This window comes from Aminobacter sp. UC22_36, assembly GCF_044056035.1.
Taxonomy (GTDB): Bacteria; Pseudomonadota; Alphaproteobacteria; order Rhizobiales; family Rhizobiaceae; genus Aminobacter.
This window is the reverse complement of sequence record NZ_CP171996.1, coordinates 2,853,710-2,875,749: the sequence shown is the minus strand read 5'-3', so window position 1 is coordinate 2,875,749 and position 22,040 is coordinate 2,853,710. Positions and strand designations below refer to the sequence as shown.

Below are 22,040 nucleotides of genomic sequence, written 5' to 3'. Positions count from 1 at the left end.
TTTTTGAGCACGAGAAACGCGCCCGGCAAGATCAGCCGGCTTACTGCGGCAGCTTGTCGTCCACGCCCTTGACGTAGAAGTTGAGGCCAAGCAGCACGCCGTCCGCAGCCACTTCGCCGGCTTTCAGCCACTCGGTGCCGTCCTGCTTGGTGACAGGGCCGGTGAACGGGTTGAACGCGCCCGACTTGATCTTGGCTTCGGTTTCCTCGGCCAGCTTCTTGGTCTCGTCCGACATGTTGGCGTAGCCCGCCATCACGACGTGGCCTTCCTTCATGCCGCCCCAGACGTCGCTCTGCTTCCAGGTGCCGTCGATGACTTCCTTGATGCGCTCGATGTAGTACGGACCCCAGTCATCGACGATCGAGGTCAGCTGCGTGGTCGGGCCGAACTTGATCATGTCGGAAGCCTGGCCGAACGCCTTGATGCCGCGCTCGGTCGCAACCTGCATCGGCGCGGTCGAGTCGGTGTGCTGGGTGATGATGTCGACGCCCTGGTCGATCAGCGCCTTGGCAGCGTCAGCTTCCTTGCCGGCGTCGAACCAGGTGTTGGCCCACACCACCTTGACCTTGAAGTCAGGGTTGACCGACTGCGCGCCGAGCATGAACGAGTTGATGCCCATCACCACTTCCGGAATTGGGAAGGAGGCGATGTAGCCGGCAACGCCGGTCTTGGATTCCTTGGCGGCGATCACGCCCTGAATGTAGCGGCCTTCATGGAACTTCGAGTTGTAGGTTGCGACATTCGGATGCTCGCGCTTGTAGCCGGTGGCGTGCTCGAACTTCACGTCAGGGAATTTGCCGGCGACCTTGTTGAGCGGGTCCATGTAGCCGAACGAGGTCGCGAAGATGATGTTGCAGCCCGAACGCGCGAAGCGCTCGATGGCGCGCTCGGCGTCGGCGCCTTCCGGCACGCTTTCGAGATAGGCGGTCTCGAGCTCGTCGCCGAACTTCGCCTTGGCTTCCAACAGGCCCTGGTGGTGCTGGTAAGAGTAACCGAAGTCACCGATCGGGCCGACATAGATCCAGCAGGCCTTGACCTTGGCCTCGGCCGCAACGGTGCCGAACGACATGACGGCGGCAGCCGCTGCCAACGACAGAATTGTCTTCTTCATACTTTTGTTCCTCTAGTGGTTGCCCGGGGCACTATCCCATCCATTTATAGTCCCACAGACATGATCCTTACTTCAAACCGCTATGTTGGTTCGAGTCGAAATCATGTCCTTAGCGATCTGGCACAAACGGCCGCCCCAATGAAGCCGGAGTGTTCACCATCGTCAGTCGCCTGTTGCGCGAAATCAGCACAAGGACAACGACGGTCGCCAGATAGGGTAGCGAAGAAAGCAGCTGCGACGGCACGCCGATGCCCAGAGCCTGGGCATGCAGTTGGCCGATCGAAACCGCCCCGAAAAGATAGGCGCCCGCAAGCACCCGCCACGGCCGCCAGGACGCGAAGACCACCAGCGCCAGCGCGATCCAGCCGCGCCCGGCAGTCATGTTCTCGTTCCATTGCGGGGTGTAGACCAGCGACAGATAGGCACCAGCGAGACCGGCACAGGCGCCGCCGAACATCACCGCCATGTAGCGGATGGCGATGACCTTGATGCCGAGTGCATGCGCTGACGTGTGGTTGTCGCCGATCGAGCGCAAGGTAAGCCCGGCACGGGTGCGAAACAGAAAGTAGGCCACGCCTGCGGTCAGCGCTATCGAGACGTAGAACAGCGGATCCTGGCCGAAGAGCAGCTTGCCCACCACGGGCAGATCACTGAGGCCCGGAATGTAGAGGTAGCTCATCTTGATGCCGGGCAGGCCGACGAAACTCTCGCCCAGCATGCCGGCAAGGCCGAGGCCGAGCAGCGTCAGCGCAAGGCCGGTCGCCACCTGATTGGTCACCAGTGTCAGCGTCAGGAAGCCGAACAGCAGCGAAAACAGCGCACCGACGATGATCGCGGCAACAACGCCGAGCCAAGGCGAGCCGGTCGTCAGCGCGACGCCGAAGCCGGTCACAGCCCCCATCACCATCATGCCTTCGACGCCGAGATTGAGCACGCCCGAGCGTTCGACCACCACTTCACCGACGGCTGCGATCAGCAGCGGGGTCGCCGCCGTCGCAATCGTTATCAGGATATCTTCAAACATTTTGCGTGGCCTCCACGGTCTTTGCAGCGGAGGCGCCGACAAAGCGGATGCGGTAAAGAATGAGCGTGTCGCAAGCGAGCACGAAGAACAGCAGCATGCCCTGGAAGGCACGCACCACCTTGTCGGACACGCCGATCGAGATCTGTGCCGCTTCGCCACCGAGATATGACAGCGCTAGCACAAGACCCGCGGCGATGATGCCGAGCGGGTTCAACCGCCCGAGGAAAGCGACGATGATCGCGGCAAAGCCGTAGCCGGGCGAGATCGTCGGCCTGAGCTGGCCGATGGCACCGGACACTTCCGAAATGCCGGCAAGGCCAGCAAGACCGCCCGAAACCAGGAAGGCGAAGAACACCAGGCGCGATTGTGAAAAGCCGGCGAAACGGCCGGCCCGCGGGCTTTGGCCGAGCACCTGCACTTCAAAGCCCTTCAAGGTGCGCGACAGCATGAACCACAGCGCGATTGCCGCGACGATGGCGAACACGAAGCCCCAGTTGGCACGGCCCGAAGCCGACCAGATTTCCGGCAATATGGCGCTGTCGGTGAAGGTGCGAGTTTCCGGAAAGTTCATGCCGGCGGGATTGCGCCAGGGACCACGCACCATCCAGTCGAGGAACAGTTGCGCGACATAGACCAGCATCAGGCTGGTCAGGATCTCGTTGGTGTTGAAGCGCACCTTGAGATAGGCCGGAATGGCGCCATAGGCGGCACCGCCGGCGATACCCATCAAAAGCATCAGCGGCAGGACGATCCACGACTGGAAGTCGGGGAACATCACCGGCAGGATCGAGCCGGTGATGGCACCGATGATGAACTGGCCTTCGGCACCGATGTTCCAGTTGTTGGAGAGGTAGCAGATCGACAGGCCGACAGCGATCAGGATCAGCGGAGCGGCCTTGATCGCCAGCTCATGCAGCGACCAGACCTCACGCAACGGATCGATGAAATAATAATACAGCGCCTCGACCGGGTTCTTGCCGAGCAGCGAGAACATGATCGCACCGGCAATCAGCGTCAGCCCAAGCGCGATGAAGGGCGAAAGGGCAGCAAAGAGCGCGGAGCGCTCTGGACGTTTGACGAGTTCGATCCGCATCACGCGACCTCCTTCGCATGTTCGGGATGACCCGGTTTCGGCACCGCCCATCAACAGGCCGATACGTTCGAGAGTCGCTTCGGCGATCGGGATCGGTTTCGACAGCTCGCCATTGTGCATGACGGCGATCGAGTCGGAGATTTCGAACAGCTCGTCGAGATCCTGGCTGATCACCAGCACCGCCGAGCCATTGCGGGCGAGTTCGATCAATGCCTGGCGGATGCGCGCGGCAGCACCGGCATCCACGCCCCAGGTCGGCTGGTTGACGATCATGACAGCTGGGTTGCGGTCGAGCTCGCGGCCGATGATGAATTTCTGCAGGTTGCCGCCCGAAAGTGCTGCGGCCTCAGGGTCCGGCGCACTCTTGCGCACGTCCATCACGGTGACGATGCGTTGTGCCGCCTTCTGGATGGCGCCTGACTTGACCAGTCCGCCGCCACCGACGAACGCCTTGCCGTCGGTGGTGTGACGCGACAGCAGAAGATTTTCCGACAGCCGCATGCGTGGGGCCGCACCATGACCGAGACGTTCTTCGGGCACGAAGGCCGCACCCAGCAGGCGCCGCGCCGAAATGCCCATGCGTCCGGCCGACTTGCCGCGAATGCGGATGGCATCGGCACTTTCCTGGAGCACTTCGCCCGAGATCGCTTCGAAAAGCTCGCCCTGGCCGTTGCCGGCCACGCCAGCAATGCCGATGACCTCGCCGCCAGCGACACTCAACCAGATGTTCTTGAGCGGCATCGAGAACGGGCCAGCCGGCTTGCGGCTCATGCCGCAGATGCTGAGCAGCTCCTCGCCGCGCACGGACACCGTCGTCCGCTCGGCGTTCTTGACGTCGGTGCCGACCATCATGCGGGCGAGAGATGCCGGCGTCTCGACCTTTGGATTGCAATGGCCGACAACCTTGCCATGGCGCATGATCGTGGCGCCGTCGCACAGGCGGCGGACTTCGTCGAGGCGATGCGAGATATAGAGGATCGACTTGCCCTCCTCGCGCAGCCTTTCCAGCGTCTCGAACAGCTTGTCGGCTTCCTGCGGTGTCAGCACCGAGGTTGGCTCGTCGAGAATGATGAGGTCCGGCGTCTGCAAAAGGCAGCGGATGATTTCAATGCGTTGGCGTTCGCCAACCGACAGGTCGCCGACCAGCGAGTCCGGATCGAGCGGCAGGCCGTAGCTGTAAGACAGCGCGCGCGCCTTGGCAGCAATGGTGCTGATCGGCGTGTCGTCTGCCAGGGAAAGCGCGATGTTTTCGGCAGCGGTCAGCGCTTCGAACAGGGAAAAATGCTGGAAAACCATGCCGATGCCGAGCTTCTTGGCAACGCCCGGGCTGGTGATCTTGACCGGCTGGCCGTTCCAGCGGATTTCGCCGGCATTGGGCTCCAGCGAGCCGAACAGCATCTTCACCAGCGTCGACTTGCCAGCGCCGTTTTCACCAAGCAGAGCGTGGATTTCGCCTTTGGCGATGGTCAGGTCGACGTGGTCGCACGCTTTCAGAGTGCCGAATATCTTCGTCAGGCCGCGAACCTCGAGCAGGTTCGGACCATTGGCTAAAGGGGTTGTGTCCACAACGCCTCCCATTGTCTTACTTTTTATGTTCCCGAGAGCATGGTAGGCGCGTCCTGCTCTCGGAGCAAAGCATGTCACAAGTTGAAAGAGCTTCAAGAATTCCAGCGAAAACTCAAGGGATAAGTACCGTCGTCCCCGTCGTCTTCCGGCCTTCCAAATCGGCATGCGCCTGGGCCGCGTCACGCAATGCAAACCGCTGGTTTATCCTGATCTCCACTGCGCCTTTCAGCACAACGTCAAACAGCGCCTCAGCCGACTTTACTATATCCTCGCGCTTGGCATTGTAGGCAAACAGCGTCGGCCGCGTGGCAAATAGCGAGCCCTTCTGCGCCAGCAGCGAAATGTTGAAGGGCGGGATCGGGCCCGACGACTGGCCGAAGCTGACAAACATGCCGAGCGGCCGCAGGCAGTCGAGCGAGCCGGGAAAAGTATCATTGCCGACGGAATCATAAACGACGTCACATTTCCTGCCGCCGGTGATGGCGGCCACCTCGGCGACGAAATCCTGGTCGCGGTAGTTGATGACGTGGTCGAAGCCGTGCGCCCTGGCGAGTTCGCCTTTCTCCGCCGAACCGGCAGTACCGATAACAGTCGCGCCGAGATGCTTGGCCCATTGGCCAAGGATCAGGCCGACGCCGCCGGCAGCGGCATGGTAGAGAATGGTGTCGCCGGCCTTCACCTTAAAGGTACGCAACAGCAGGTACTCGGCGGTCATGCCCTTCAGCATCATCGCCGCCGCCTGCTCGTCGCTGATACCATCAGGCACCTTGACCAGCCTGTCGGCGGCAATCACGCGCTGCTCGCAATAGGCACCGGTCGGTACGGCATAAGCAACGCGATCGCCGACCTTGAGCCAGTCGACGCCTTCGCCGAGTTCGAGCACCAAGCCCGCCGCTTCGCCGCCTGGTGTCACCGGCATGCCGGCAGGCGCTGGATAAAGCCCGGTGCGGAAATAAACGTCGATGAAGTTCAGGCCGATCGCCGTGTGGCGGATCAGTGCTTGGCCGGGACCCGGCCGGCCAACATCCGCCTCTTCGTAGACCAGTGCTTCGGGGCCACCATGGGCATGCACGCGTATGGCTTTGGCCACGTCGTCAGTCTTTCTCTGTCTCAAGAGCCGGCTTGCCGCCAAGCTTGGGGAAGAACTGCATCACGCCACCGATGAAGAACAGATAGAGGCCGCTGATGGCAATGCCGATCTTGACCCATTCGCTGGCATGCATCTGCTGCAGCAGTGCCGCCGTGCCAAAGGCGCACCATATCAGCGTCATCGGCAGGTTGATGCTCCTGAGCCTGACGACACGCACAGGGTGCAGAAAATTCATCGGCACAAAGGTCAGGATGCCGGCGATGACGACCACCGCAAACGACACCCATTGCCCGGGCGCGATGACGAACAGCGTGAACACCACCATGTTCCACACCACCGGAAAACCCTTGAAGAAGTTCTCCTTGGTCTTCATGCCGGTGTCTGCGTAATAGATCGCGCTCGACACCACGATGATCGCACCCGACAGGAATGACAGCCCCTCGCCCATGAAGCCGCTCTGGTAGAGCGCGAAGGCCGGGATCAGCACGTAAGTGACGTAGTCGATGATGTTGTCGAGCAGCTCGCCCGACCATGTCGGCAGGATTTCCTTGACCTCGAGCTTGCGCGCGATCGGCCCGTCAATGCCGTCGACGAACAGCGCGAGCCCGAGCCACCAGAACATCGCCGTCCAGCGCTCTTCGCTTGCCGCAACCAGCGACAGGAACGCCAGGAAGGAACCCGAGGCGGTGAGCAGATGCACCGAAAAGGCGCGGGCTTGCGGCCAGGTGACTTTTTTAGGCTTCACGGTTCCCGCCAATCGTGTTTGCAGCATTGAGCCGAATGGATGAACATGACCACCAAGCATGCGCGGGGAATCTTCTGTGGCACGTCCGCACGAATTCTTGTCTCATCGCGCAGTCCTGATTGCCACCGATAGTCTCCCCTGCCATTCCGGCACTTAATAGCAGCACCGCTTTCCAGACAAGCCGAAAGCCAAGTCATGAACATCGGCGTGAACGGCCGGTCCCACGGCAAGTCGGCACAAATCATCGCGACGATCCGACATTGCAATCGAATGGGATGAATCGCCGCGTTGATCAATGGCTTAGGCCTGCAATATACCGGAACAACTAAGGTGCGCAGTTGGCACCGCAACAGCATGGACGGCGGCCAATGAGCGTCGACACGACAAACCGCATTCTGGTGGCTGGTACGGGGCCGGTAGGGTTGATTTCCGCCCTCGCCTTCGCCGAGGCCGGTTTTGGCGTCGTGCTTGCCGGACCTCCGGCGCGCGGCGATGACGGCCGCACCACGGCGTTGATGGTGCCGGCATTGAAATTCCTGGCCAGGCTCGGCGTGCTCGATCAGCTTGGACCTGACGCAGCGCCGCTCAAGGTGATGCGCATCATCGACGGTACGTCACGGCTGATCCGCAGCCCCATCGTCACCTTTCGCGCTGGCGAAATCGGCGAGGACCATTTCGGCCTCAACTTTCAGAATCGAGTTCTTCAACGCGGTGCTTGAAAAGGCGGTAGAGACGCATGCCGGCATCGAATGGCGCCGCGCGATGGTCGATAACTGGTCCATCGAACCCGGCCAGGCCATCGCCACACTGTCCGACGGGTCGATCGCCGAAGCGCCATTGGCTGTGGCCGCCGACGGCCGGAACTCACCGGCGCGCCAGGCTGCCGGCATCTCGGCGTCAGCACACACGCTGCCACAGGCGGCATTGGTGCTGAATTTCGCCCACAGCCGCGACCACGCCTTCACCTCGACCGAGTTCCATACCGAGACCGGCCCCTTCACCCAGGTGCCGCTGCCGGGCCGCCGCTCCAGCCTCGTCTGGGTTCTCCGGCCCGAGACCGCCAGGGAGTTCGCCGCTCTCGATGACGCGGCCTTGTCGCTGCGTGTCGAGCACCAGATGCAGTCGATGCTCGGCCGCGTCACGGTTGAAGGCGGCCGGCAGATCTACCCGCTGTCGACGTCGCTACCCCAGCGTTTTGCCCAAAACCGCGTCGCCCTTGTTGGCGAAGCCGCACACGTGTTTCCGCCGATCGGCGCCCAAGGGCTCAATCTCGGCATCAGGGATGTCGATCAACTCGTTGAAATCGCGTCGAAACACGCAGACGATGCAGGTGCGCCGGCAGCCCTTGCCGCCTATGATTCTGCGCGCCGCCCCGACATTCTCGCCCGCACCAGCGCGGTCAACCTGCTCAATAGGTCGCTTTTGTCCGACATGCTGCCGGCCCAACTGGCCCGCAGCGCCGGGCTCAATGTCCTTGGCGGCTTCTCGCCGCTCCGCGCTTTCTTCATGCGGGAGGGCCTGCGGCCCGGCAGCGGCTTTTCGTCGATCGCCTCCGGCCTGCGTTCGCCACGCTATCCGCGCGACACCTCTGCCGACTGAGCCTATGGGAAGAGATCCGGCGGCAGGATGCCATGCTGGATCATGTACAGCAGCCCGGTCACCGTCAGCACCGAAACGCAGGTGGTGACCAGCACGCTGGCCGATGCGCGCTCGACCCACACGCCATATTGCTGGGCGATGACAAACACATTGGTCGCCGTCGGCAGGGCTGCCAGCAGCATCGCCGAGAACAGCCATACCGGCGAGAAATTGCCGATCCAGCTCAGTACGACGTAGCACAGCAGCGGATGCACGATCAGTTTGAGCAGCGCGATCGGCACCATCTCATGCGGCACGCGCTTAAGCGGGCGCAAGGCCAGGGTCACGCCCATGGCAAACAGCGCGCAAGGGGCTGCCGCGCGCGACAGGTATTCGAGGAACCGCTCGACCGGCAGCGGCGGCCGGAACTCGACATAGGCCGCCAGCACACCGACGGCGGTGGCGATGATGAACGGGTGAAAGGCGATCTTCTTGACCACGTCGACGGCAACGCTCCCCGGCGAACGCGGCTCGTCGCCGGCCAACGCCATCATCATCGGTGCAATGGTGAAATGCATGATGTTTTCAAAGCAGAAGATCAGCGCCACCGGCACGGCGGCCTCTTCGCCGAAGGCGAGCAGCGCCAAGCCTGGGCCCATATAGCCGATGTTGCCATAGGCTGATGCCAGACCCTTGATCGTCGATTCGGCGATCTCGCCACGCCCCCTGATGTAGGACGCCGTGAACATCAGCGCGAAGATGACGAAAGTGGAGAACACCGCGCCTGATATGTAGCCCCATTCGGTCAAGCGCTCGAATGGCGTCTTGGCCAGCAGCTGAAAAAACAGCGCCGGCAGCGCGACATAGACGATGAAGGTCGTCATCCAGCCAAGCGCTTCCAGCGGTTGCCTGGTGATCCGGGCGACAACAAAGCCCATGAAGATCAGCCCGAAGAACGGCAGGACCAGACCGATCACGTCAGACATGGGCACTTTCCCGCGTGGCAGGACTGGAAAAGACGCGTCCCTCGCCAAACGGCAACGGTCGCGCGGTGGAGCATTTCAACCAGCCGGTATCGTGCGGCTCGACCGGCAGTCAAGCAGCTATGCCATTGAAATGGCTGCCTTGCTGCGCCAAATAGGGAGTTGGAATGGCACGATCACTGGAACCGGAGAGCCTCTTCGACCCCAATTGTGCCCTAAGCGATTGAAAGCGTGTGTGATTCGGCGGATCATGCGCGGCGTCAGGTGATCCGCATGAAGACAGCAAAGTTCTCGATCGGACAGGTGGTACGCCACCGTGTCTTCCCGTTCCGGGGCGTGATCTTCGATGTCGACCCCGAATTCGCCAATACTGAAGAATGGTACGACGCAATCCCTGCCGCCGTACGCCCCAGGCGCGACCAGCCCTTCTATCACCTGCTGGCGGAGAATTCGGAGACCGAATACGTCGCCTACGTCTCGGAGCAGAACCTGCTCGAGGACAGCTCGGGCGAGCCGGTCCGGCATCCGCAAGTAGGCGAATATTTCGACAAGACCGCGGACGGCCACTACGCACCCAAGGCGCGCAGCAGCCACTAAACTCAACCACTTGATTTCAAACAAAAAGCGGGGCCGAAGCCCCGCTTTTTCGTTCGTTTTTCGTCAGGTCGATCAGTTGGCCGTCTTGGCCTTGTCCTGCTCTTCCTTGAGCTTCTTGGCGAAGTCCTCGTTGTTCTTCGAGACGAACTCCTGGAGCTTTTTCTGGCGGTCTTCCAGATCCGACTGCTTCAGCGGCTCGCCGTCAAAGGCGCCGGTGAAGCCCGACAGCGAAACCTTGATCGGGTTCGGCTGATTCTGAAAGTTGATCGAGGTCAAGGTGAGATCGGTGCCCTTCTTGAACGAACCGACGAGCGCGTCGGTCAGGGCGATCTCGGCGACGCAACGATCCGGGAAGCAGATCACGTACTCCAGCTTCTGTGCCTTGGCGCCGTCGACCTGCAGGCCGATGCCCGGAGGAATGAGACGGCCGCTCGGCACGGTGACCTGGAACACCTTGCGATTGACCTTGCCCTTGAGCTCGATCATCGAGATGCCGGTGACCAGTTGGCCGTTGGAAGCAGTCAGGATGTTCTGCACGTTGCAGATGTCGACGTCAGCCTGCTTGGAACAGGCCTTGAACCAGCCCTGCGGGACCTGCTGCTGCTGCGCAGCCGCAGGCGAAAGGCCCGACGCCAGCAGACCGGCAACGCCAGCCGCCAAGGCCGACAGGCGGAGACCGTCGAATTTCTGGCTCGTCATCTTCATGAATTCCTCTCAAACAATCCCGGAACCGGCCCAAGCCGTGTGTCGACGCTACCTGTTGGGCAAATGAGGCAACAGCATGACTTCGCCGCGCGTGTTACACTGCTGCGGCCTGTGAATCCAGCCTGTTTCCGCGCATTTCTTGTGCCTTGAGCCGGCAATGGACGGGCCACATGCGCGTGCGCTACGCTTCGAATCATCAAAGCTTCCCCGAATTCGTGGAGAATCGTCGTGAGACGCACTCTTTCGCTGCTGGTTGCCACCGCCGCCATCGCTTTTCTCGCGCCGCGTACGGCTCTGGCAGAGCCTGTTCATGGCCTTTCCATGCACGGCACGCCCGCTCTGCCGGCCGATTTCAAGAGCTTTCCCTACGCCAATCCCGACGCTCCAAAAGGCGGCAAGATCACCTATTGCGTGATTGGCAGCTTCGACAATCTCAATCCGTTCATCATCAAGAGCCTGCGCACCACCGCGCGCGGCATGATCGACACGATCTACGGCAATCTTGTCTTCGAATCGCTGATGCAGCGCAGCGCCGACGAAGCCTTCAGTATCTACGGCCTGACCGCCAAGTCGGTCGACATCGACCCGGAGCGCAAGTGGATCGAGTTCAACCTCGACCCCAATGCCAAATGGTCGGACGGCCAGGACATCACGCCCGACGATGTGATCTTCACCTATGAAGTCTTCACCGAAAAGGGCCGGCCACCCTACTCCGACCGCATGGCCAAGATCGAAAAGATCGAAAAGACCGGCGACCACAGTGTCCGTTTCACCTTCAACGACAAGGCCGACCGCGAATTCCCGCTGATCATCGGGCTGACGCCGATCGTACCCAAGCACGCCTTCTCGATGGATACGTTCGACCAGACCACGCTCAAGCCGCTCGTCGGCAGCGGTCCTTATACGGTCGCCGAGGTGAAGCCGGGCGAACGTATCGTCTTCAAGCGCAACCCCGAATATTGGGCGCGTGACATCCCCTCGAAGCGCGGCTTCGACAATTACGACCAGATCACCATCGAGTATTTCCTCAACGCCGCTGCCCAGTTCGAGGCGTTCAAGAAGGGTATCTGCGACACCTTCACCGAGGCCGATCCGGTCAAGCGCGAACGCGGCTTCGATTTCCCGGCCTTCAAGAACGGCGACATCGTCGCCGAGACCTTCAAGAGCGGCCTGCCGCCCGTCGTCACCGGCTTCATGTTCAACACCCGTCTGCCGAAATTCGCCAACCCGGTCATCCGCCAGGCGCTCGGCATGCTCTATGACTTTGAGTGGGCCAACCGGAACCTGTTCAGCGGCAAGTATGAGCGTACCGTCAGTTACTGGCAGGGATCGGAACTGTCAGCCTATGGCGTGCCCGCCAATGACAAGGAAAAGGCGCTGCTGGCGCCCTTCCCCGATGCCGTGCGCCCCGACATCATGGACGGCACCTATCGCCCGCCGGTTACCGACGGCTCGGGGCAGGACCGCAAGGTGATGAAGGCGGCCTTCGAGCTGTTCAAGAGTGCCGGTTACACCTTGCAGGGCGGTAAGATGCTCGACGCCGAAGGAAAGCCTTTCGCATTCGAGATGCTGACGTCGTCCGAGGCCGAGCAGCGCCTTGCCGCCATCTACCAGCGCACTTTGGAAAAGCTCGGCATCGCGCTCACCATTCGCGCGCTCGAGGCCGACCAGATCCAGTCACGCAAGCAGGCCTTCGAATTCGACGCCCTGATCGGCGTGACCGGCTTCACTGGCACCTTGTCGCCGGGCATCGAACAGATAGGCCGCTGGGGCTCCGCCTCGGCCCAAAAGCCGGGCTCGTTCAATCTTGCCGGCGTCGCCAACCCGGCTATCGATGCGATGATCGATGCCATGCTCAAGGCGCGCGAAAAGGATGATTTCGTCGCCGCCGTGCGCGCGCTCGACCGCCTGTTGATCTCCGGCAACTACATGGTGCCGATGCAGCACAACTCCGAGCAGTGGATCGCATTTGCCAAAAGACTAAAACATCCGGAAAAAACACCCATATTTGGCTATCAATTGCCGGTCTGGTGGAGCCAGGGCGGTTAATCGCTCCGTATTTCCAAGGACTTTTCTATGACCGAACAGAACCATCTCACCATCGACGTCGTCTCTGACGTCGTCTGCCCATGGTGCTTTCTTGGCATGAAGCGCCTCGAGAACGCGCTCGCCAGCCTGCCCGACATCAAGGCCGAGGTGCATTGGCGGCCGTTTCAACTCGACCCGACGATCCCGCCCGAGGGCAAGGAACGCAAGGCCTACATGCTGGCGAAATTCAGCGATGAGAACCGGCTGAAGCAGGTCCATGCCAATCTGGTTTCGCTCGGCGCCGTCGAAGGCATCGCGTTCGATTTCGACGCCATCACGGTTGCGCCCAACACGCTCGACGCCCACCGCCTCATCCGCTGGGCGGCAGCGTCGGGTGCGGGTGTGCAAGACAAGCTCGCACGTTCGCTGTTCAGCCTCTATTTCGAGCAAGGCAAGAACATCGGCGACCGCGCCGTGCTGGTCGAAGCGGCGCGCGCGGCTGGCATGGATGCGGCGGTGGTCGAGTCATTGCTGGCCACCGACGCCGATCGCGACGACGTCACCAACGAAATCGTCACCGCCTCGCGCATGGGAATCACCGGTGTGCCGTGCTTCCTGCTCGACGGCAAATATGCGGTCATGGGCGCCCAGGATGCGGCGACTCTGGCCGACGCCATCCGTCAGGTCGCAACCGAAAAGGCCGCTGGCGCGCCGACGCTCAACTGATCTTCTGATCGCAGAAAATACCCATCCCTCATCGCCCAGTGCATGCCCCCGATAATCGGAAAGGAACATGCACAGAGATTCAAAGTACTACAGCGTCCTTTGCGCGTCCTGTTGGACGCGCGGCGCTGTAGTGGTGGTGAGGGATTTCGTGTCAGGCCGCTTGTTCGGCGAGCTTGGCCAACTGTGTCATGATGACGGCCGAACCGGCCAACCGCTTCTCCGGATTCGGCCAGTCGCGCGCGAACACCACGCTGTGGTCGGGCCTGATCTTGGCCAGCGAGCCCTGCTCGGCAATATAGCGCACCAGTCCGGCCGGATTGGCGAATTCGCGCTTGCGGAACTGCACCACGACGCCCTTTGGCCCGGCATCGAGCTTCTCGACATTGGCCTTGCGGCACAGCGCCTTGATGAAGACGATCTTGAGCAGGTGCTTGACCTCTTCCGGCAGCGGCCCGAAGCGGTCGATGAGCTCGGCGCCGAAGCCGTCGATTTCCTCGGTATTCTCGAGGTCGCCGAGCCGTCGATAGAGCGCCAGGCGGAGTTGCAGGTCCGGCACATAGGCTTCCGGGATCATCACTGCCGTGCCGACCGCGATCAGCGGCGACCAGCCGGTGTCGATCGCTTCGCCGCTGCCGCGCAGTTCGGCCACCGCCTCTTCCAGCATCTGCTGGTAGAGTTCGAAGCCGACTTCCTTGATATGGCCCGACTGCTCCTCGCCGAGCAGGTTGCCGGCGCCGCGAATGTCGAGGTCGTGGCTGGCGAGCTGGAAACCCGCGCCCAGCGTGTCCAGCGATTGAAGCACCTTGAGCCGCCTGTCGGCGGTGGTGGTCAACGTCCGGTTGGCCGGCAGCGTGAACAGCGCGTAGGCGCGCACCTTGGAACGACCGACGCGCCCGCGCAGCTGGTAGAGCTGCGCCAGGCCGAACATGTCGGCGCGATGCACAATCAGAGTGTTGGCGGTCGGAATGTCGAGACCGGATTCGACGATCGTCGTCGACAGCAGCACGTCATATTGGCCGTCGTAGAAGGCGTTCATGATGTCGTCGAGCTCGCCCGCCGGCATCTGACCATGCGCCACCGCGACCTTCAGCTCAGGCACCGATTCCTGCAGGAACTGTTGGATCTCGGCGAGATCGGCGATGCGCGGCACGACATAGAAACTGTGGCCGCCGCGATAGCGTTCGCGCAACAGCGTCTCGCGGATGACCAGCGGATCGAAGGGCGAAATGAAGCTGCGCACCGCCATTCGGTCGACCGGCGGCGTGGCGATCAGCGACAACTCGCGCACCCCCGTTAGCGCCAGTTGCAACGTGCGCGGGATCGGCGTTGCCGACAGCGTCAGCACGTGCACGTCGCTCTTCAGCTCCTTGAGCCGTTCCTTGTGCTTGACGCCGAAATGCTGTTCCTCGTCGATAATCAGCAGACCAAGGTTCTTGAACTGGATCGACGAGCCGAGCAACGCATGTGTGCCAACGACGATGTCGACGGTGCCGTCGGCAATGCCCTGCTTGGTCTCTGCCAGTTCCTTGGTGCCAACCAGCCGCGAGGCCTGCCGCACCTTGATCGGCAGGCCGGCGAAGCGCTGCGTGAACGTCTTGAAATGCTGGCGCGACAACAGCGTCGTCGGGACCACCACCGCGACCTGGAAACCTTCCATGGCCGCGATGAAGGCGGCGCGCAGCGCCACTTCCGTCTTGCCGAAGCCGACGTCGCCGCAGATCAGACGGTCCATCGGCTTGCCGGCGCCGAGGTCCTCCATGACGGAATCGATGGCGCTCTGCTGGTCTTCGGTTTCCTCATAGGGGAAGCGCGCGGCAAACTCGCCATAGACGCCATCCGGCGGGTTCATCGCCGGCGCCTCGCGCATGTGCCGTTCGGCGGCGAGCTTGATCAGTTGCCCCGCCATTTCGAGCAGACGCCGCTTGAGCTTGGCCTTGCGCGACTGCCAGGCGCCACCGCCGAGCTTGTCGAGCTGGGCTTCAGCCGAATCCGAGCCGTAGCGCGACAGAAGCTCGATGTTTTCGACCGGCAGAAACAGCCGTCCGTCGGAGGCATAGTGAATCTCGAGGCAGTCATGCGGTGCGCCTGCCGCCTCGATGGTCTTGAGGCCGACAAAGCGGCCGATGCCGTGGTCAGCATGCACGACAATATCGCCTGATGACAGCGCCGAGGCTTCGGCGATGAAATCGGCGGCGCGCTTGCGCTTCTTCGAGCGCCGGATCAGCCGGTCGCCCAGAATGTCCTGCTCGGCAACGAAAACCAGATCGCCCGACTCGAAGCCGGCCTCGATCGGCAGCACCGCAAGACCCGCCTCGCCCGGCTTCAGCGCTTCGACGTCGGCAAGGTTCGTCACGCGTTTGAGATTGCCGAGATGGTGCTCGTCGAGGATCTGCGTCAGCCGGTCGAGCGAACCCTCAGTCCAGCCGGCAACGACAACGCGCCGCTTGGCGGCACGCTGGTCGGCGATGTGCCTTGCCACCACGTCGAAGACATTGGCGTTGGGGTCAGCGCGTTCCTCGGCAAAGCTGCGGCCGGCATGCGAGCCGGCATGCAGCACCTTGCGCCCGCTCGAAAAGGGCGTGTCGAAGGGCGTAAGTTCAGCATTGGGCTGGTCGGCGAGCGCCGAAGTCACCTCGTCCGGCGAAAGATACATCTGTTCCGGCGCTACCGGCTTGTAAGGCACCGCGTCCTTCAGGCCTTTGCCTTCACCCTGCTTGCGTCGGGAATCGTAGTGATCGAGGATCAGCGTATGGCGCTCGCCCAGCGCCTCGCGCGCCAGATGGTCGAACACCACCGGCGCGTCGGGCAGATAGTCGAACATCGTTTCGAGATGCGAATAGTAGAACGGCAGCCAGTGCTCCATGCCGGCAAATCGCCGGCCCTCGCTGACCGCGGCATAAAGCGCATCGTCGCGCGATGGCGCGCCAAAGGCGTCGATGTAGCTGCGGCGGAACTTGCTGATCGTCTCCGGCGTCAGCGCCACTTCGCTCATGGCCTGAAGCGTCACCGAATTGCGGCTGCCGGTGGTACGCTGGCTGGCGACGTCGAAGGCGCGGATCGTCTCAAGCGTGTCGCCGAAGAAGTCGAGCCTAAGCGCGTCTGTGGCGCCCGGCGCATAAAGGTCGAGGATACCGCCACGCACGGCGAACTCGCCGACGCCGCGCACTGTCGGCACGCGCTCGAAGCCGGCGCGCTCGAGCCGCGCGACAAGCCGGTTCATCTCGACCTGGTTGCCTGGCTTGGCGCGGAATTCCTGGGCTTCGATGGCGGCTGACGGAGGCACGCGCTGCAGCAGCGCGTTGGCGGTCGTCAAAACGATCGCCCTGTGCGGCTCCTTGCGCAGCGCGATCATCGCCGCAAGCGCGTCGAGCCTGCGTGCCGCCGCATCTGAGCCCGGCGAGACGCGGTCGTAAGGCAAACAGTCCCAGGCCGGCAGTTCGAGAACCGGCAGTTCGGGTGCGACAAACGCCAGCGCTTCGACGATCTGCGGCAGCCGCTGACCATCACGCGCGACAAACAGCAGCGGCTTGTCGGGTGCCATCTCGGCGGCCGCGGTCGCCAGCGCGAAGGCCTCGTAGCCATCGGCGACGCCATCGACGATGAACTGTCCGGCGCGACCTTTGGGCAGGCCGATTGGTTTGATCAGGCTCATGATTTCACTCAGGCTGTGAATGCGCCGCGCGATGCCACGATCTGGCGATAGACGTCATGGTCGACCGCCGCGGGTACCGGGTGCTCGCCGATGATCCACGACAGCAGTTCCCTGTCGGTGATGTCGAGCAGCACCTCGTAGTGGTCGAGTTCTTCATCGCTGAGCTTGTCGATATTGGCATCGGCGAAACTGCCAAGGATCAGGTCCATCTCGCGCATGCCGCGATGCCATGAACGGAACAGCAGCTTGCGCCTGCGTGTATCAAGCCCTTCGCTCGAGCGTGTCGATCCGGTCATTTCAGCAATCCTCTGATGTCGGGGCGCATATAGCGTGGATAGCCGCCCCTGTCAGCCTTTGCCCCGGCAACTCCAGCGCATAAGCTGACATCATGCGCCCATCCCTGCTTGATCCCCTGTTCTCCCCCATCACCTCGCTTGCCGGCATCGGACCGAAAGTCGCCGTGCTGATCGAGAAGGTCGTGCCGGCCGATCTGGGTGACCGGGCGGCACGCGTCGGCGACCTGTTGTTCGTTTTGCCCAACAGCGTGATTGACCGGCGCCATCGTCCCGGCATCGCGCTCGCTGCCGAAGGCGCCATCGTCACGCTCGATGTGCGCATCGACCGCCACCAGCCGGCGCCGCGCGGCAACCGCTCCGCGCCCTACCGTGTTTTTGCCCATGACGACACCGGCGAGATCACGCTGACCTTCTTCCATGCCCACGCCGCCTATCTCGAAAAGGCGATGCCCGAAGGCGAAAAGGTCATCGTCTCAGGCCGCATGGAATGGTTCAACGGCCGCCCGTCGATGGTCCATCCCGATCACATCGCGCTCGCCAGCGAGGCCGACAAGCTACCACTGGTCGAGCCGGTTTATCCGCTCACCGCCGGCTTGTCGGGCAAGGTGCTGCGCCGCACCATTGGCCAATCGCTGGAGCGGCTGCCGGCTTTGCCAGAATGGCTTGATGCCGAAATCATGCGCCGGCAAAGTTTCCCCACCTTCGCCGCAGCATTGCAGCGCGTCCACAACCCTGCCGACCCGATCGACGCTTCGCCCGAGAACGCGGCATGGCGCCGGCTGGCCTACGACGAACTGCTTGCCGGCCAGGTCTCGCTGGCTCTGGTCCGGGCCCGGGTGCGCAAGCTGCACGGACGCCCGTTGACCGGCGACGGCCGCATCGTCAATGCACTCCGCGCGGCCTTGCCTTACCAGCTGACCGGCTCGCAGCAGACAGCGCTTGAAGAAATCGACGCCGACCTCGCCAAGCCGGAACGCATGTTGCGCCTGCTTCAAGGCGATGTCGGCTCCGGCAAGACGGTTGTCGCGCTGCTTGCCATGGCCCGGGCCGTCGAAGCCGGCGGCCAGGCAGCTCTGATGGCGCCGACCGAAATCCTCGCCCGCCAGCACCTCGCCACCATCGCGCCGCTGGCCGAGCGCGTCGGCATGAGTGTTGCCGTGCTGACCGGTCGCGAAAAGGGCCGCGAACGCGCCCAGACCCTGGCCGGGCTTGAGAGCGGCGAGATCGATATCGTCATCGGCACGCACGCGCTGTTCCAGGAAACCGTCATCTTCCGCGACATGGCGCTGGCCGTCATCGACGAGCAGCACCGTTTCGGCGTGCACCAGCGCCTGGCCATGAACGCCAAAGGTCAGGCGCCCGACATGCTGGTAATGACGGCGACGCCCATCCCGCGCACCCTGGTGCTCACCGCTTTCGGCGACATGGATGTGTCGCGCCTCACCGAAAAACCCGCCGGACGCCAGCCGATCCGCACAGTCACCTTGCCATTGGAGCGCATCGACGAACTCGTCGGCCGGATCAGGGATGCCGTCGCCGAGGGCCAGAAGATCTACTGGATCTGCCCGCTGGTCGAGGAATCAGAAGAGATCAAGCTGATGTCGGCGGAGGATCGCTTCGCCTCGCTGCAACCAGTCTTCGGTGACCGCATCGGCCTCGTCCATGGCCGCATGAAGGGCGCTGACAAGGACGAGGCGATGCGCGCGTTCAAGGCCGGCGAAACGCGCGTGCTGATCGCCACGACCGTCATCGAGGTTGGCGTCGACGTGCCGGACGCCACCATCATGGTCATCGAACATGCCGAGCGTTTCGGCCTCGCCCAGTTGCATCAACTGCGCGGCCGTGTCGGCCGTGGGTCGAAGCCGTCGTCCTGCGTCCTGCTCTACAAGGATCCGCTCGGCGAAACTGCCAAGCGCCGCCTGTCAGTGATGCGCGACACCGAGGACGGTTTTCTCATCGCCGAAGAAGACCTGAAACTACGCGGCGAAGGCGAACTGCTCGGCACGCGCCAGTCTGGCACGCCGGGCTTCCAGGTAGCCCGCATCGAGGCACATGCCGATCTGCTGGAAATCGCCCGCGATGACGCTCGCCTGGTTCTCAACCGCGATCCCGATCTCGTGTCACCGCGCGGCGAAGCGCTGCGGCTGCTGCTTTATGTGTTCGGCAGGGACGAGGCGGTGCGCTTGCTGAGAGCCGGTTGAGGCAGGGTGCCGACCGGCGGATTGCCGATCGGCCCCTCGACGACAATGCCCTTCGCCGCAGCCTTGCTCTTGACCTCGGGCGCCACCAGACCGGCCGAGACGATCAGCTTGGCCCCATCCTCGATGCTCATGTCGAGCACGACGATCTCGGATTTCGGCACATACATCAAAAAGCCGGTCGTCGGGTTGGGCGTGCACGGCATGAACACGGCAATCAGCGGATCGCCTTCCTTGTCGAGCTTCTCGTTGATCTCGGTCTGCTTCTCATTGGCGACGAAGACCAGCGACCACACGCCCTTGCGCGGGTATTCGACCATGCCAACGGTGCGGAACATCTCGTTCTTGTTCGACAGCACCGTCTCGAACAACTGCTTCAATGCCTTGTAGAGGCCACGCACCAGTGGCATGCCATTCAGCAGCCGCTCGCCAAAACCGACAATGGCACGGCCGATGAAATTGGCTGTGAGAAAGCCGATCAGCGTGATCAGCACCAGCGCCACGATCAGCCCGAAGCCGGGGATCTTGATCGAGAGATAGTTGTCCGGGTTATAGCTCGGCGGGATATAGGGCTTCACCCAGGAATCGACCCAGCCAACAAACGACCAGACGATGTAGCTGGTCAGAGCCAGCGGCGCGCAGACGATGAAGCCGGTGAGGAAATAGTTCCTCAACCGCGTCATCGCCGAGGTCTTGTGGCCGTCCGACATCGCTCACCGCCGCATTGTTTGCAGTGCAACATTAGTCAAGCGCACCGCGCTTTGAAACAGCGATCTTCGTAGGGTGCTTCGCCCTACTCCACCGTCACCGATTTCGCCAGGTTGCGCGGCTGGTCAACGTCAGTGCCCATGAACACCGCGGTGAAATAGGCCAGCATCTGGATCGGCAGGGCGTAGATGATCGGCGCGATGAATTCCGGAACGTCGGGCAAAACGATGGTCTCCATCGTCTTCACCGTCGCCTGCGCCGCGCCTTTCTGGTCGGTGATCAGGATGATCTTGCCGCCGCGCGCCGCCACTTCCTGCATGTTCGACACGGTCTTTTCGAAGATGCGGTCATGCGGCGCAATGACGATAACCGGCATGTTCTCGTCGATCAGCGCGATCGGGCCGTGCTTCAGCTCGCCTGCGGCATAACCTTCGGCATGGATGTAGGAGATTTCCTTGAGCTTCAGCGCGCCTTCCATGGCGAGCGGGAAATTGGTGTCACGTCCGAGGTAAAGCACGTGCTTGTACGAAGCCAGTTCGCGCGAAACCTTCTCGATCTGCTTGTCGAGCTTGAGCACCTGGGCTGCATAGCGCGGCGTCTCCGAAAGGCTGCGCACCAGGGCCTTTTCCTCGTCCGCCGTAATGGTGCCGCGTTGCGAGGCCGCCCGGATGGTCAACGCCGCCAGCACCGAAAGCTGGCAAGTGAATGCCTTGGTCGAGGCGACTCCGATCTCGGGACCGGCAAGCGTCGGCATCACGACGTCGGATTCGCGCGCCATCGTCGATTCGCGCACATTGACGATGGCACCGATCGGCACGCCTTCCCTACGGCAGTAGCGCAGCGACGCCAGCGTATCGGCGGTTTCGCCCGACTGCGACACGAAGAACGCCGCACTCTTCTTCGAGATCGGCATCTCGCGGTAGCGGAATTCCGAGGCGACATCGATGTCGACCGGCAACCGCGCATGGCGCTCAAACCAGTATTTGCCGACCAGCCCGGCGAGATAGGCCGTGCCGCAGGCGGAAACCGCGAGGCGGTCGATGTCGGCGAAATTGAACGGCAGGTCGAGCGGCTTTGACGTGCCTTGGGTGAAATCGAGATAATGCGCAAGCGTGTGCGAGATCACTTCCGGCTGCTCATGGATTTCCTTTTCCATGAAGTGGCGGTGATTGCCCTTGTCGACGAGATAGCTGGTGCCGACCGACTGGCGCCTCTGGCGCTCCACCGGCTTGCGATCCATGTCGTAGATCTGGAATTCGTTGCGGCGCACAACCGCCCAGTCGCCATCCTCGAGATAGGTGACGGAATTGGTGAACGGTGCCAGTGCAATGGCATCCGAGCCCAGGAACATCTCGCCCTCACCATGGCCGATAGCCAGCGGCGGACCGTTGCGGGCGCCAACGATCAGGTCCTCGTCGCCCTTGAACATGATGGCGAGCGCAAAGGCGCCATTGAGCCGCTTCAGCGCCGCATGAGCCGCATCGATGGGCTTTGCCCCACCGGCCAGTTCGCGCGCGATCAGATGCGCCACCACCTCGGTGTCGGTCTGCGAGGTGAATTCGTAGCCGTCGGCCGTAAGTTCATGACGAAGCTCGGCAAAATTCTCGATGATGCCGTTGTGGACGATCGCCACGCCGTTGGAAAAATGCGGGTGCGCGTTGGTCTCGTTGGGCACGCCATGGGTTGCCCAGCGGGTGTGGCCGATGCCGATATTGCCGTCGAGCGGCTCTTCCTTGAGCCGGCGCTCGAGATTGATCAGCTTTCCCTCGGCACGGCGGCGCGCCAGTTCGCCATTCTCGATGGTGGCGACACCGGCGGAATCGTAGCCGCGATATTCAAGCCGCTTCAACGCATCGACGATCAGCGGTGCAACCGGCGCCTGGCCGACGATTCCGACAATTCCGCACATGATCTTGCCCCGTCCAATCCCTCAAAACCCT

14 protein-coding genes and 3 pseudogenes are annotated in these 22,040 nt (G+C 62.4%); 5 read left to right on the top strand and 12 right to left on the bottom strand.

Annotated features, from left to right (window positions below; all coding sequences use genetic code 11):
* Positions 1–40: 40 nt before the first annotated feature.
* The 6 genes and pseudogenes from ACHMW7_RS17435 to pcsA all read right to left on the bottom strand — a co-directional run bounded on the left by ACHMW7_RS17435 (position 41) and on the right by pcsA (position 6,629).
* Positions 41–1,111 (bottom strand): BMP family ABC transporter substrate-binding protein, encoded by a 1,071-nt coding sequence (locus ACHMW7_RS17435; protein ID WP_395446854.1) that lies wholly within the window; start codon positions 1,109–1,111, stop codon positions 41–43.
* A gap of 109 nt (positions 1,112–1,220) precedes the next feature.
* A complete protein-coding gene (locus tag ACHMW7_RS17430) occupies positions 1,221–2,135 on the bottom strand; it encodes an ABC transporter permease (RefSeq protein ID WP_310318714.1) in 915 nt (304 codons plus the stop codon).
* A pseudogene (locus ACHMW7_RS17425) lies at positions 2,128–2,985 on the bottom strand (ABC transporter permease); the annotation flags it as partial. The pseudogene ACHMW7_RS17425 and the gene ACHMW7_RS17430, both read right to left, overlap by 8 nt.
* Positions 2,986–3,227: 242 nt before the next feature.
* Positions 3,228–4,806: pseudogene (locus tag ACHMW7_RS17420) on the bottom strand (ABC transporter ATP-binding protein).
* Between the two features lie 100 nt (positions 4,807–4,906).
* A complete protein-coding gene (locus ACHMW7_RS17415) occupies positions 4,907–5,884 on the bottom strand; it encodes a quinone oxidoreductase family protein (protein ID WP_395446853.1) in 978 nt (325 codons plus the stop codon).
* A 4-nt stretch (positions 5,885–5,888) separates the two neighbouring features.
* The gene (gene pcsA, locus ACHMW7_RS17410; protein ID WP_395446852.1) at positions 5,889–6,629 is read right to left on the bottom strand and encodes a phosphatidylcholine synthase; all 741 of its coding nucleotides are present in this window, start codon (positions 6,627–6,629) and stop codon (positions 5,889–5,891) included.
* A 368-nt stretch (positions 6,630–6,997) separates the two neighbouring features.
* Between pcsA and ACHMW7_RS17405 the strand changes: the two are divergent.
* Positions 6,998–8,228: pseudogene (locus tag ACHMW7_RS17405) on the top strand (UbiH/UbiF family hydroxylase).
* 2 nt (positions 8,229–8,230) lie between these two features.
* On the opposite strand, the gene ACHMW7_RS17400 reads toward ACHMW7_RS17405, so the two are convergent.
* Positions 8,231–9,193 carry an AEC family transporter gene (locus ACHMW7_RS17400; protein ID WP_395446851.1) on the bottom strand — a complete coding sequence of 321 codons (963 nt, stop codon included), beginning with the start codon at positions 9,191–9,193 and terminating at the stop codon, positions 8,231–8,233.
* Positions 9,194–9,463: 270 nt separating this feature from the next.
* Here ACHMW7_RS17400 and hspQ point away from each other — a divergent pair, with 270 nt between their 5' ends.
* Complete coding sequence (gene hspQ / locus ACHMW7_RS17395; protein WP_184767712.1) at positions 9,464–9,787, top strand: heat shock protein HspQ; 324 nt, start codon at positions 9,464–9,466, stop codon at positions 9,785–9,787.
* A gap of 72 nt (positions 9,788–9,859) precedes the next feature.
* On the opposite strand, the gene ACHMW7_RS17390 is transcribed toward hspQ, so the two are convergent.
* Entirely contained in the window at positions 9,860–10,486 is a 627-nt protein-coding gene (locus ACHMW7_RS17390; protein WP_395451349.1) for an invasion associated locus B family protein, read from the bottom strand.
* Between the two features lie 234 nt (positions 10,487–10,720).
* Between ACHMW7_RS17390 and ACHMW7_RS17385 the strand changes: the two genes are divergently transcribed.
* On the top strand, positions 10,721–12,541 hold the full coding sequence (locus ACHMW7_RS17385; RefSeq protein ID WP_395446850.1) for an extracellular solute-binding protein: 1,821 nt from the start codon (positions 10,721–10,723) through the stop codon (positions 12,539–12,541).
* Between the two features lie 27 nt (positions 12,542–12,568).
* Entirely contained in the window at positions 12,569–13,246 is a 678-nt protein-coding gene (locus ACHMW7_RS17380; RefSeq protein ID WP_395446849.1) for a DsbA family oxidoreductase, read from the top strand.
* A gap of 151 nt (positions 13,247–13,397) precedes the next feature.
* Here ACHMW7_RS17380 and mfd read toward each other — a convergent pair whose 3' ends face one another.
* Both mfd and ACHMW7_RS17370 read right to left on the bottom strand, forming a co-directional pair.
* Positions 13,398–16,898 carry a transcription-repair coupling factor gene (gene mfd, locus ACHMW7_RS17375; protein ID WP_395446848.1) on the bottom strand — a complete coding sequence of 1,167 codons (3,501 nt, stop codon included), beginning with the start codon at positions 16,896–16,898 and terminating at the stop codon, positions 13,398–13,400.
* A gap of 8 nt (positions 16,899–16,906) precedes the next feature.
* Complete coding sequence (locus ACHMW7_RS17370) at positions 16,907–17,194, bottom strand: succinate dehydrogenase assembly factor 2 (protein ID WP_395446847.1); 288 nt, start codon at positions 17,192–17,194, stop codon at positions 16,907–16,909.
* Between the two features lie 92 nt (positions 17,195–17,286).
* Between ACHMW7_RS17370 and recG the strand changes: the two genes are divergently transcribed.
* Entirely contained in the window at positions 17,287–19,395 is a 2,109-nt protein-coding gene (gene recG, locus ACHMW7_RS17365; protein ID WP_395446846.1) for an ATP-dependent DNA helicase RecG, read from the top strand.
* On the opposite strand, the gene ACHMW7_RS17360 is transcribed toward recG, so the two are convergent.
* Positions 19,347–20,102 (bottom strand): DUF502 domain-containing protein, encoded by a 756-nt coding sequence (locus ACHMW7_RS17360; RefSeq protein ID WP_395446845.1) that lies wholly within the window; start codon positions 20,100–20,102, stop codon positions 19,347–19,349. The two genes, recG and ACHMW7_RS17360, sit on opposite strands and share 49 nt — an antisense overlap.
* Before the next feature lie 83 nt (positions 20,103–20,185).
* The gene (gene glmS / locus ACHMW7_RS17355; RefSeq protein ID WP_395446844.1) at positions 20,186–22,009 is read right to left on the bottom strand and encodes a glutamine--fructose-6-phosphate transaminase (isomerizing); all 1,824 of its coding nucleotides are present in this window, start codon (positions 22,007–22,009) and stop codon (positions 20,186–20,188) included.
* Positions 22,010–22,040 lie beyond the last annotated feature (31 nt).

Bases quoted from the DNA above. Each gene is read 5' to 3' on its own strand.
- recG (WP_395446846.1), top strand. From the start codon at position 17,287: ATGCGCCCATCCCTGCTTGATCCCCTGTTCTCCCCCATCACCTCGCTT.
- ACHMW7_RS17400 (WP_395446851.1), bottom strand. From the start codon at position 9,193: ATGTCTGACGTGATCGGTCTGGTCCTGCCGTTCTTCGGGCTGATCTTC.
- ACHMW7_RS17430 (WP_310318714.1), bottom strand. From the start codon at position 2,135: ATGTTTGAAGATATCCTGATAACGATTGCGACGGCGGCGACCCCGCTG.
- ACHMW7_RS17390 (WP_395451349.1), bottom strand. From the start codon at position 10,486: ATGACGAGCCAGAAATTCGACGGTCTCCGCCTGTCGGCCTTGGCGGCT.
- mfd (WP_395446848.1), bottom strand. From the start codon at position 16,898: ATGAGCCTGATCAAACCAATCGGCCTGCCCAAAGGTCGCGCCGGACAG.
- glmS (WP_395446844.1), bottom strand. From the start codon at position 22,009: ATGTGCGGAATTGTCGGAATCGTCGGCCAGGCGCCGGTTGCACCGCTG.
- ACHMW7_RS17360 (WP_395446845.1), bottom strand. From the start codon at position 20,102: ATGTCGGACGGCCACAAGACCTCGGCGATGACGCGGTTGAGGAACTAT.
- ACHMW7_RS17435 (WP_395446854.1), bottom strand. From the start codon at position 1,111: ATGAAGAAGACAATTCTGTCGTTGGCAGCGGCTGCCGCCGTCATGTCG.
- ACHMW7_RS17370 (WP_395446847.1), bottom strand. From the start codon at position 17,194: ATGACCGGATCGACACGCTCGAGCGAAGGGCTTGATACACGCAGGCGC.
- hspQ (WP_184767712.1), top strand. From the start codon at position 9,464: ATGAAGACAGCAAAGTTCTCGATCGGACAGGTGGTACGCCACCGTGTC.
- ACHMW7_RS17380 (WP_395446849.1), top strand. From the start codon at position 12,569: ATGACCGAACAGAACCATCTCACCATCGACGTCGTCTCTGACGTCGTC.